Source organism: Actinoplanes sp. NPDC048791 (assembly GCF_040650095.1).
Lineage (GTDB): Bacteria > Actinomycetota > Actinomycetes > Mycobacteriales > Micromonosporaceae > Actinoplanes.
In genome coordinates this window covers 1-11,184 of record NZ_JBEZGQ010000190.1, presented here as the reverse complement: position 1 = coordinate 11,184, position 11,184 = coordinate 1, and the positions used below count along the sequence as shown (strand labels likewise).

Genomic DNA, 11,184 nt, shown 5'->3' with positions numbered 1-11,184 from the left:
CGATGACGTCGGGCCGCTCCGCGCGCAGCAGCCGCAGCGCCCGCCAGGCCGCCGGGACGACCCGCAGCTTGGTGCCGGCGGTCAGCTCGGGACGCCAGTGCACCCGCTGGCCGGCCAGGGCGACCTCGGTGTCCGGGGCCGGCACGGCGACCCAGACCGGGTCGTGACCCTGCCACCACGGTCGCAGGGCGAGCAGGTCCAGCAGCACACCGCCGCTGCTGGAGACGAGGAGCACCCGATAGCGCCGGCCCATAGGGCGTCAGGCTAGCGCAGCGCCCGCCCCGGCCCTTCCACTGTGGAAAGGCGGATTCCCGACAGTCGGCCTACTCCCGGGCCAGCATCGCCTGGGCCTCGCGTTCCAGGTCGACGTACGGGTCGCCGCTGACGTCGACGGCGACGCGCTTGATCGTGCCGCCGGTGAACCGGGCGCCGTGATTGCCTTCGTAGTCGCTGGTCACCGGGGCCCCGCCGTCGCGGCCGACGCACAGGCCCTCGCCGGCGAGCGAGAACATGCCGGGCTGGGTCTTGATCCGGGCCTCGCCGACCTTCCGGTCCCCGTGGTAGAGCGACAGGATTCCGGTGGCGACCTTGGGCGGGTCTTCGCCGTCCTTGTCGAAAGATGCCGACAGCAGGAGGTTTTCCCCCATCGGCAGGTCCTCGGTCGCGTCGACCTTCTGTTCCAGCAGGCCGATGAAGTTGTTGACGTAGTGCAACCGGTTGTCCTTCACGTAGAGGGCATGGCCGCCGAAGTAGGCACCCTGAGCGAACAGCACGCCGGACGCGTCCTTGCCGGGGATGTCGACCAGGGCACCGATGCTGAACGAGCGGTTGCGGATGTTGACCGCCTGCGCCTCGGGCACCTCGGCGGTATCGGGGAAGTAGGTGTAGCGCTCGCGTGCGGCGGTCATCTGCGGCCGTGGTGTCAGGATGACTTCCAGCGCGGAGCGGTCGTCGAGCGGGAACGCGCCGTTGTCGCCGGCCTCGGCGTACCACAGGTTCACCAGCTCGCGCAGTCTGGCGGGCTGCTCGGTGGCCAGATCGTGCGATTCGGAGCGGTCGGTGTCGACGTGGTACAGCTCCCAGGTGTCGTCGTTGAAGTTGCTCCAGCCACTGATCGTGGGATGGGTGGTGACGGCTTTCCACCCGTCGTGCCAAATGCCGCGGGAGCCGAGCATGGAATAGAACTGCGTCCGGCGCGCCGACGGGGCGGACGGGTCGTCGATGCTGTAGCGCATGCTGACGCCGTCGATCCGGCTCTGCGTGTGACCCTTGATCGCCTCAGGTGGTTCGACGCCGAGCGCGTCCAGGATCGTCGGCATGATGTCGATGGCGTGGTGGTACTGGTGGCGCAGTTCGCCCCGGCCACCCGCGGCACCGGGCCAGGAGATGATGCACGGGTCGGAGGTGCCGCCGTTGAACTCGTACCGCTTCCACATCTTGAACGGCGTGTTGAACGCCATCGCCCAGCCGTTGGGGTAGTGGTTGTAGGTCCGCGGACCGCCGAGCTCGTCGAGCATCGCCAGGTTCGCTTCGAGGTCGTCGGGGAAGCCGTTGAAGAACTTGTTCTCGTTGACCGACCCGTTCGGGCCGCCCTCGCCGCTGGCGCCGTTGTCCGACACCACGATCACCAGGGTGTTGTCCCGGTACCCGGACTCCTCCAGGTAGTCCAGCAGCCGGCCGATCTGGTGGTCGGCGTGGGCCAGGAACCCGGCGTACACCTCGGCCATCCGCGCGAACAGCCGCTTCTCCCCGTCGCTCAGCGAATTCCACGGCTTGGTCTGCTCCAGGGCCGGGAAGGGCAGACCGCCGGGTCCGGTGCGGGTCCCGGCCGTGCCGATCGGGTTGACCGGTGGGAGTTCGGTGTCGGCCGGGATGATGCCCAGCTGCTTCTGCCGGGCCAGGGTCTGCTCGCGCATCGCTTCGTAGCCCAGGTCGAACCGGCCTTTGAACCTGTCGGCCCATTCCTTGCCGACCTGGTGCGGGGCGTGGGCGGCACCCGGAGCGTAGTAGAGGAAGAACGGCTTCTCCGGGGCGATGGTCTTCGCGTCCTTGATGAACTCCAGCGCCTTGTCGGTGACGTCCTCGGTGAAGTGGTAGCCCTCCTCGGGGGACTTCGGCTGCTCCACCGGGTGGTTGTCGTAGACCAGGTCGGGATACCACTGGTTGGTCTCGGCGCCCAGGAAGCCGTACCAGCGCTCGAAGCCGCGCCCGGTCGGCCAGTTCCGCCTGGTCGCCGCCAGGTTCATCTCGACGGTCGGGCACAGGTGCCACTTGCCCACCATGTAGGTGTTCCAGCCCTGCTCGCCGAGGATCTCGGGAAGCATGCCGTTCTCCGGCGGGATGGTCCCGCTCGCGTTCGGGAAGCCGGACGCGGCCTCGGTGATGCACGCCATCGAGTTGCGGGTGTGGTTGCGCCCGGTCAGCAGGCAGGACCGGGTCGGTGAGCACAGGGCGGTCGTGTGCCACTGGGTGTAGCGGACACCGTCCGCCGCGATGCGGTCGATGTTCGGCGTGTCGATCGGCCCGCCGTAACAGGAGAGCGCCGAGTACCCCACGTCGTCCAGCACGATGTAGACCACGCTCGGCGCACCCACGGGCGCCTTCGGCGGCTCGAACGGTGCCCAGTCAGGTACGGAATCGCGGATGTCGACATTGATCGTGCCTTTGAACGGCTTACTCATGGAACTCGGTCTCCCATCGTCAGAAGCTAGGCGTCGCGGGCACAGCGGAAGCCGATGTTCCCGGTGGAACTGTCCGGCGTATTGCCCATCCGGGCCGAGACCCGGTAGCGGCGGCAGTACGAGGCGTGGCACAGGTACGAGCCGCCGCGCAGCGACCGGCGATCACCGGTGTCCGGGCCGCTGAACCAGTCGGCGGCCCACTCCCACACGTTGCCGGTCATGTTGAACAGGCCGAAGCCGTTCGGTTCGTACGCTCGTACCGGCGCCGTGCCCAGGTAACCGTCGGCCAGCGTGTTGCGGCTGGGAAACTCGCCCTGCCAGACGTTCATCCGATGCCGGCCACCGGGACGCAACATGGCACCCCAGGGAAAACGTTGGCCCACCAGGCCGCCCCGCGCCGCGAATTCCCACTCCGCTTCGGTGGGCAACCTGAGCCCCGCCCACTCGCAGTAGGCGACCGCGTCCAGCCAGGAGACGTGCACGACCGGGTGGTCGCCGCGGCCGCGCAGATCGGAGCCTCCGCCCTCGGGCGACGACCAGCACGCTCCGGGCACCTCACGCCACCACTCGGCCCCGACGACCCCGCGGGTGGGCGGGAACTCCCGGGGCAGCAGACCGGCGAAGACGAAAGACGTCCCGAGCCGCTCGGCCGTGGTCACGTACCCGGTGTCGGTCACGAAGGAGCCGAACTCCACGTTGGTCACGCAACCGGCCGCCAGCTGGAACTGATCGACGCGTATCCGCCGGACCGGTGCTTCGCCGTCCGCCTCGTAGGCGAACGGGTCATCGCTGCCCATCTCGAACCAGCCCCCGTCGAGGACCACCAACTCCGGGGTGCGTCGGCGCGAGAGCCGCAACGCCCCGGCTTCGGCGGGAGGTGCCCCGGCAGCGGCCCGGCCGGGCGTACAGCAGGCTGTCCTGTGCGTCGTCACCGATCCAGACTTCCGGCCGGCCGCCCGGCCGGCCTCATCCCGGCCAGATGAGTCCCGAGCGAACCGCGGCCTAAGCACGGAACGCGGTGATGGCCTCGGACAGCGTCGGGTAGATCCGGCTGTCGGGGAAGCGGTGCCGAATCCCGTAGACGTCCAGCAGATGCAGCAGGGAGGCGTCCGCGCGGGCCAGGACCAGGGTGACGCCCTTGGCGTCCAGGTAGTCGCAGAGGCCGTCCAGGCTGACGCCGGCCGAGTAGTCGATGTCGTCGATCGATGCCGCGTCGAGGACCACCCACCGGACCGGGTCCGGGGCGTTGTCGACGAGCGCCTCCAGGTCGTCGACGAAGCGGTTGGCGTTGGCGTAGAACAACTCGGCGTCGTACCGGAAGACGATCAGACCAGGCTCGCTCTGGTGGCCGGGCACGGCCGACTGGTACGACGGCGTCCCGTCCGTCGTCGTGACGACGAAGTCCTTCGGGTTGTACTGCCTGCGGATGATCTCCAGGATCGACGCGATGACGGCCAGCACGACACCCTGCATCACCCCCCACGCGAAGACCGCGATGCCGGTGGCGACCGCGATGGCGAACTCGCTGCGCCGTCGCGCGTAGATGCGCCGCAGCCCGGTCACGTCGATCAGGTCCAGGCCGACGAGAAAGACGATTCCGGCCAGGACGGCCTTGGGCATGTCGGCCAGCGCCGCGGTGAAGAACAGCGTGACCAGGAGAACCACGGCCGCCAGCGTGAGGTTGGCGACCTGGGTCCGCCCTTTCTGCGCGTCCAGGATCTGGGTCTTGGTCGGGCTTCCGTTGACGACGAACGTACCGCTCAGACCGGCGGCGACGTTGGCGGCGGAGAGCCCGATCAGGTCACGGTTGATGTCGACCCGGTCGCCGTGCTTCATCGCGAAGCTGCGGGCCGTCGCGGCGCTCTGCGAGATGATCAGGATGAAGCACGAGAAGGCGACCCCGGTGACGGTGAACGCGTCTCCGGCCGTGATGCCCGGCGGCAGACCGAGCGGCGGGAACCCGCCCGTGACGCTGCCCACCACGGCGACCCCGTGCCGGGAGGCGTCGGTGACCGCCGAGATGATGATGAGCCCGACGACGGCCACGATGGCCCCGGGCACCTTGGGCGCGAACCGCTTGAAGGCCTTGATGGTGACGATCGTGGCGGCGGCGAACGCGGCGGTGGTCCACGAGATCCCCGATATCCCGGACAACCAGGCCCACTGCTGCTCGAACCAGTTCCCCTTGCCCTTCGGGATGCCCAGCATCTCGGGGATCTGACCGGACAGCACCGAGATGCCGACGCCGGACAGGAATCCGATCAGCACCGAGGCGGAGAGGAAGTCCCCGAGGAAGCCCAGCCGCAGCAACCTGGCCAGGATCAGCAGCACGCCGCAGACGATCGCGGTCAGGGCGCACATCGCCACCCATTCCGGCGACTGCGGGGTCAGCCCGGGGATCGTCACCAGCAGGCCGGCGGCCAGGATGGCCGCCGTCGCGGAGTCGGCGCCGACCACGAGCAACTTGGAGGCGCCGAGCAGCGCGAACAGGGCCGCCGGAAAGATGACCGTGTACAGCCCGGTGACGATGGGCGTCTGCGAGATCGTGGTGTAGCCCATCACCTCCGGGATGGCCACCGCGGCCAGGGTCGCCCCGGCCACGATGTCGGACACCAGCCAGGTCCGCCGGTATCCGCGCAGCGCGACCGGAGTCAGCCGGGTGAGGGCGCGCCTCATGCCGGCTGCCCAGTGATCGTCACCATGTCAGGTCCTCACCTTCAGCCGGTCATCGGCGTCCAGACTGGTGGCCGATGGTGGAGACGGTCGTCATCCGGCCGGGGTGAGGTATCCGGGGCAGCGCTGCGGCACGCTGACGCCATGACCGGACAACTTTCGGCCAGCTGGCGGCCCGGCGCGGCCCGGCAGGCGATCATCGCGTTCGTCGAGCGAACGGTCGCGGAGGTGCCGGTCGAGGAACGGGTGGCAGTCTTCGACAACGACGGCACCCTGTGGTGCGAGAAGCCGCTACCGGTCCAGCTGGACTTCATCAACCGGCGGCTGGCCGAGATGGTGGCCGCGGAACCGGGGCTGCGCGAACGGCAGCCGTGGAAGGCCATCGCCGAACACGACCTGGCCTGGTTCGGGGCGCTCATGGCCCAGCACTACGCGGGCGACGACACCGATGTCCGGCTTCTGCTCGTCGGCATTCTGGCTGCGTACGCCGACATCAACATCGAAGACTTCGAGCAGCGGGCCGACGAGTTCCTGCGCACGGCACAGCACCCGACGCTCGGCCGCTCCTATCTGGACTGCGCGTACGTGCCGATGGTGGACCTGCTGGAATACCTGTCCGCCAACGGCTTCACGAACTACATCGCCTCGGGCGGCGGCCGCGACTTCATCCGGCCGGTCACCCAGGACATGTACGGCATCGCCCGGGAGCGGGTCATCGGGAGCACCAGCAGCTTCACCTACACCGGCGACGGGGACGGCGGGGCCATCATGCGCAGAGCCGAGGTGGACTACCTCGACGACGGTGCCGAGAAGCCCGTACGCATCTGGAACCGGATCGGCCGGAGGCCCCTGATCGCTGCCGGGAACTCCAACGGTGACCTGCCGATGCTCGAGTTCACCCACCGCGCCGACCGGCCGACGCTGCGGCTCCTCGTCCGGCACGACGACGCCGACCGCGAGTTCGACTACACGGCCGGCGCCGAGCAGGCGCTGGAGCGGGCGCGGACCGACGGTTGGACGGTCGTCAGCATCAAGGACGACTGGGCCGAGGTCTTCTCGACCACCGATCAGCCGAGCTTCTTGTAGAAGAAACTGCAGTCCCGGAGCTGGCCGGCCGGGTCGGCCGCGTAGTCCGGGACGATGCCGTACCGGTGCCAGCCCGCCGACTCGTAGAGCCGTTCCGCCGCGCTGGCCGTCTCCGTGTCGAGCAGCAACAGGTTGATCCCGGAGGCGGCGGCTGCCTCCTCCGCGGTGGCGAGCAGCCGGCGGCCGAGGCCATGGCCCCGGGCGTCGCGGCGCACGGCCAGCTTGATCACTTCGGCGCGGTGCCGGGCGTTGGGCTTCTCCGCGTACGCCAGGCTGATCGTGCCGGTGACGCCGGCCGGACCGGTGCTGATCCACACGGCGAGGCTGCCGTTGGCGACCGCGCCGGCGCGGGACCGCCACCAGGCAGTGGCCGCTGCGTGGTCGAAATCGGCCAGGAAGCCGACGGAGGCGCCGTCGGCCACGGCGTCGACCAGCAAATCGGCCAGGGCCGGCAGGTGTGCGGCGAAGTCGTCGCCGGTAAGCCGGGTGACAGTCACGGCAGCACCACGAAGACGGCGTAGCGGACCGGGCCCGGCCCCGGGTTGTGGAAGCGGGTCGGGCCCCAGAGGCGGAACCGCAGGCAGTCCCCCGCGTCGAGGCGGTGCGGGGTGCGGTCGTCGGTCAGCTCCAGCCGGCCGTCGAGCACCCACACGTGCTGCTCCATGCCGGTCACCGGGGGCGCGTCGTAGGAGATGTCGGCGCCGGGCTCGAGGACCCCCTCGATCAGCTCGCCGCGCAGGCCGGCGTGCGGCGGGGAGACGCTGCGGCGGGTGACGCCGGCGGACTCGTCGCGCCAGAGGGCCTGGTCCGCGGCGCGGACCACGGCGGGTGGCTCGGCCTCGACCTCGGCCAGCAGGCGGGACATGGTCCAGCCGTACGCGGTGCAGAGCTTGCCGAGCAGCGAGGCCGTCGGGCTGATCTCGCCGCGTTCGAGGCGGGACAGCGTGGAACGGCTCACGCCGGTGCGGCCGGCCAGGTCGTCCAGCGACCAGCCGCGCGCGACCCGCAGCTCGGCGACGCGGGACGCCAGCCGCCCGTCCAGAGCATCTCTCATATCCGGGATGCTATCCCAGATCTGATCAGTCCTCGCGTTCGGCCTTCAGTGCGCGCCGGCTGGCCGCGTCGTTGGCCTTGCCGATCGCCTCGACCAGCTCATCCTTGGTCATCCGCGAGCGACCGGTCACGTCCAGCCGTTTGGCCACCTCCAGCAGGTGCTTCTTGCTCGCGTTGGCGTCGACGCCACCCGCCGTGGGCCGGTCGGTGTCGACACCACCCTCGGCCTGCGCATCGCTCGGGCCACGCTGCTCCTTGGGCTCCCAGTGGTCGCCGACCTTCTCGAACGAGTGCTTGAGCGACGACAGGGCGGTGCGGTGCGCGCGCTCGCCGTCGCCGTACTGCTCGACGGCGCTGTCCAGGGTCGCCGCGTAGGTGTCCTGGGCCTTGCGCGGCGACCGCTTGATGGTGCTCGGCAGGTTCTCGCGTGCGGGCATACCACCGAAGTTCCCGCGGGCCACGGCGCGAAACTAGTCCGAGAGCATGTCCAGCACAGCCTGTTCGGTCGGCTCGTCCTGCGGCACGGTCCGGCCCTTCTCGAACTCCTCCACGACCCGCGGGTCCACGTACGAGCTGCGGGCCACCGCCGGAGTGTTGCCGAGCATCTCGGCGACCTCCTTCATGGCGTGCGAGACAGCCTTCTTGCGGGCCGTCTTCGTCTTCTGCGGCCCGGCGGCGGCCAGCTCCTCGGCGGCCTTGACCGTGCCGTGCCAGGTACGGAAGTCCTTCGCGGTCATCTCCTCGCCGCTGATCTCCCGCAGGTAAGCGTTGATGTCGTCGGCCCGGATGTCCCGCCACCGCCGCCCGGCCGGATCCCAGTACGCGAACAGTCGCTGCGCCCCCCGCCGGCGCCGCTTGAGGTCACGCAGCACCTGGCAGACCTCACCGTCCTCGACCGGGTTGGCGTGCTCGACCCCGGACTTGCCGGTGAACTCCAGCACCACGCAGCCACCCCGGACCCGGACGTGCTCGGGCAGCAGGGTGGACAGGCCGTAGGAGGGGTCCTCGTCGCGGCGGGCGTACTGGTCGCTGCCGACCCGGAACATGCCCATGTCGAGCAGCCGGACCACCGCCGCCAGCACCCGTTCGCGGGTCAGGCCCCGCCCGCTGAGGTCGGTGCAGAGCCGCGAGCGCATCTCCGGCAGCCGCCCGGCGATCTCCAGTGCGTGCTCGAACTTCTTCTCGTCGCGGGCCGTCCGCCAGTCCGGGTGATAGAGGTACTGCTTGCGGCCGGCGGCGTCCTGGCCCGTGGCCTGGATGTGCCCGCGCGGATCGGTGCTGATCCACACGTCGGTCCACGCGGGCGGGATCACCAGTTCCTTGATCCGGGTGACGGCGTCCTGGTCGCGCAGCGTCGTGGTGCCGTCGGTGCCGAGATAGCGGAAGCCCTTGCCGGAGCGGCGCCGGCCGTAGCCGGGCTTGGTCAGGTCGCTACGCCGCAAACGCATGGCGCGCCTTCTCCGCCTCGTCAGCCGCCGCGAGCACTTCGTCGACGCTCACCCGCAGCAATGCGGGATGGACGCCGGGGTCCATGGTGTCGCCCCGCTCGGCCCGGGTGCCGTGCCAGATCGCCCGGTGGTACGCGCGGTCCGGCGGCGGCCCCCAGCGGCGCGGCGGCACCGGCCCGAACAACACGACCGACGGCGTCCGGTACGCGGTGGCCAGGTGCGCGATGCCCGTGTCCCCGCTGACCAGCAGCCGGGCGTGGGCGACGAGCGCGGCCAGCTCATCGAGGCCGGTGTCCCCGGCCAGCACGGCAGTCGGCGGCAGACCGGCGTCGCGGGCCACCGTCAGGGCGAGGTCCCGCTCCCCCGCCGAGCCGGTGACCACCACGTCTTGGCCCCGCTCGGCCAGCTTTCGGGCGACCGCCGCGAAGTGCGGCCAGCGGCGCGCCGGGGACTTCGCGCCCGGATGGACGATCGTGACCCCGCGCGGCCCGTCGACCCCGGGCACGGCCAGGGACAGGTCGCCGGGATCGGCCCGTACGTCGTAATGGCTCAGCAGCCGGCACCAGCGTCGCACCTCGTGCTCCTCCTCGGCCCAGGTCGGGCCGTCGAGATGCCCCGCGCCGGCGTTGGCAAACGCCCACATCCGCGCGGGTCGCAACGCCTGGAGCAGCCGGTGCGACTCCGGACCGCTGCCGTGCAGGTTGACCGCCAGTTCCGGGGCGGGCACGACCGGCGGCGTGGCCAGCCCGTCGGTGGCCACGATCCGGTCGACGCCGCCGATCAGCTCGATCAGCGGCGTCAGCCAGGCCGGTGCGGCCAGCGCCAAGGTCCGGTCCGGGAACGCGGCGCGCAGCGCCCGCAGGGCGGGCACGCCCGCGGCGAGGTCGCCGACGCCGAGGGCGCGCAACACCAGGATCACGGGTACGACGTCTCCTGCTCGGCCGCGACGATGAGCTCCCGCACGGCGCTGCCGGCCGGCTGGGTCAGCGCGAACATGATCGCGTTGGCCACGTTGGCCGGGTCGTTGAGGATCGCGTCCGGGCCCGGCCTGTACTGCTCGTCGCGGTCGTCGAAGAACTTCGTCCGCATGCCGCCAGGGATCAGCAGCGTCACGCCGACCTGCCCGGCCAGCTCGGCGGCGAGCGAGCGGGTGAAGCCGACCACGCCGAACTTCGCGGCGCAGTACGCGGTCGCGTCGCTGACCGCCTTGATGCCCAGCGTGGAAGCGATGGTCACGACCGTGCCGTGCGACTCCTTGAGCGCCGGGATGGCCGCCCGGATGACCGCGGCGGTGGCCAGCAGATCGATCATGACGATCCGGTCCCACGTCTCGCCCGGGATGTCGGCCAGCGCGCCGGGCACGTCCATGCCGGCCGCGGTGACCACCCCGTCGATGCTGCCGCCGGCCTGGGCGATGACCTCGCGGGTGGCGGCCTCGGCGGCCCGGGTGTCGGCCAGGTCGCACTCGACCCACGGGACACCCTCGGCGGGCGGCTGCCGGTCGATGACGAACGGGCGGCCGCCGGCCTTGAGCACGGCGTCCACGACGGCGGCGCCCAGGCCGCTGGATCCGCCGGTGACGATGACAGCGTCGGTCATGAGTTTCCTTCCGAATGGCCGCGCGCGGCGGCGATGGTCCTGGTGGTGGAACGGCCGTCGAGATAGGGGACGATGACGGTCTGGCCACCCCAGCGGTGCATGAGCTCGGCCTCGGGCAGGTCCGGCCCGCCGTCGGCGTAGTCGCCGCCCTTGACCCAGATGTCCGGGCGCAGCCGGGCCAGCACGGCCTCGGGCGTCGGCTCGTCGAAGACCACGACGGCGTCCACGCAGTCGAGGGCGGCGAGCAGCCGGGCCCGGTCGCCCTGGCCGGTGAGCGGCCGGTCGGGGCCCTTGAGGGCGGCGACGCTGGAGTCGGAGTTGAGGCAGACGACCAGGCAGTCGCCCAGCTTGCGGGCGGCCTGCAGGGTCGCCAGGTGACCGATGTGCAGCAGGTCGAAGCAGCCGCCGGTGGCCACGACCGTGCCGCCCTGGGCGCGGACCCGGGCGATCACCCGGCTCGCCTCCTCGGTCTGCCGGTCGGGCTTGTCCGCGGGCGGGGCGAGGGCGACGGTGACGCCGCCGGCCGCCACGTACTCGGTCGCCGCGGTGACCGCCTGCTGGACCGCCTCGGAGACCAGCGCGCCCGAGGCCAGGGCCAGCGCGGCGGTGGCGGCGAACCGGTCACCGGCACCGCAGGTGTCTCC

Annotated in this window: 11 protein-coding genes and 1 pseudogene; 1 reads left to right on the top strand and 11 read right to left on the bottom strand. The window is 71.0% G+C overall.

Features of this window, described 5'->3' with window-relative positions; all coding sequences use genetic code 11:
• From AB0C29_RS16540 to AB0C29_RS16525, 4 genes and pseudogenes are all read right to left on the bottom strand, one after another.
• Positions 1 to 253: pseudogene (locus AB0C29_RS16540) on the bottom strand (hypothetical protein); the annotation flags it as partial.
• A 70-nt stretch (positions 254 to 323) separates the two neighbouring features.
• Positions 324 to 2,681, bottom strand: a complete 2,358-nt coding sequence (locus tag AB0C29_RS16535) for an arylsulfatase (protein WP_360820985.1) — start codon at positions 2,679 to 2,681, stop codon at positions 324 to 326.
• Positions 2,682 to 2,707: 26 nt separating this feature from the next.
• Complete coding sequence (locus AB0C29_RS16530; protein WP_360820983.1) at positions 2,708 to 3,505, bottom strand: formylglycine-generating enzyme family protein; 798 nt, start codon at positions 3,503 to 3,505, stop codon at positions 2,708 to 2,710.
• 178 nt (positions 3,506 to 3,683) lie between these two features.
• Complete coding sequence (locus AB0C29_RS16525; RefSeq protein WP_360820981.1) at positions 3,684 to 5,357, bottom strand: SulP family inorganic anion transporter; 1,674 nt, start codon at positions 5,355 to 5,357, stop codon at positions 3,684 to 3,686.
• Positions 5,358 to 5,498: 141 nt separating this feature from the next.
• Between AB0C29_RS16525 and AB0C29_RS16520 the strand changes: the two genes are divergently transcribed.
• The gene (locus AB0C29_RS16520; RefSeq protein WP_360820979.1) at positions 5,499 to 6,440 is read left to right on the top strand and encodes an HAD family hydrolase; all 942 of its coding nucleotides are present in this window, start codon (positions 5,499 to 5,501) and stop codon (positions 6,438 to 6,440) included.
• Here AB0C29_RS16520 and AB0C29_RS16515 read toward each other — a convergent pair.
• The 7 genes from AB0C29_RS16515 to AB0C29_RS16485 all read right to left on the bottom strand — a co-directional run.
• Positions 6,422 to 6,937, bottom strand: a complete 516-nt coding sequence (locus tag AB0C29_RS16515) for a GNAT family N-acetyltransferase (protein ID WP_360820976.1) — start codon at positions 6,935 to 6,937, stop codon at positions 6,422 to 6,424. The genes AB0C29_RS16520 and AB0C29_RS16515 overlap by 19 nt on opposite strands.
• Complete coding sequence (locus tag AB0C29_RS16510) at positions 6,934 to 7,494, bottom strand: XRE family transcriptional regulator (RefSeq protein WP_360820975.1); 561 nt, start codon at positions 7,492 to 7,494, stop codon at positions 6,934 to 6,936. Before AB0C29_RS16510 ends, AB0C29_RS16515 begins: the two co-directional genes overlap by 4 nt.
• 25 nt (positions 7,495 to 7,519) lie before the next feature.
• The gene (locus AB0C29_RS16505; protein WP_360820973.1) at positions 7,520 to 7,930 is read right to left on the bottom strand and encodes a ChaB family protein; all 411 of its coding nucleotides are present in this window, start codon (positions 7,928 to 7,930) and stop codon (positions 7,520 to 7,522) included.
• A 33-nt stretch (positions 7,931 to 7,963) separates the two neighbouring features.
• Entirely contained in the window at positions 7,964 to 8,941 is a 978-nt protein-coding gene (locus AB0C29_RS16500) for a DNA topoisomerase IB (RefSeq protein ID WP_360820971.1), read from the bottom strand.
• Positions 8,925 to 9,860: a glycosyltransferase family 9 protein gene (locus AB0C29_RS16495; protein ID WP_360820969.1), complete on the bottom strand. Its 936-nt coding sequence runs from the start codon at positions 9,858 to 9,860 to the stop codon at positions 8,925 to 8,927. Before AB0C29_RS16495 ends, AB0C29_RS16500 begins: the two co-directional genes overlap by 17 nt.
• Positions 9,857 to 10,540, bottom strand: a complete 684-nt coding sequence (locus tag AB0C29_RS16490) for an SDR family oxidoreductase (RefSeq protein WP_360820968.1) — start codon at positions 10,538 to 10,540, stop codon at positions 9,857 to 9,859. Before AB0C29_RS16490 ends, AB0C29_RS16495 begins: the two co-directional genes overlap by 4 nt.
• Positions 10,537 to 11,184: adenylyltransferase/cytidyltransferase family protein (locus AB0C29_RS16485; protein WP_360820966.1), on the bottom strand; the 648-nt coding region annotated here is incomplete at its 5' end. The genes AB0C29_RS16485 and AB0C29_RS16490, both read right to left, overlap by 4 nt.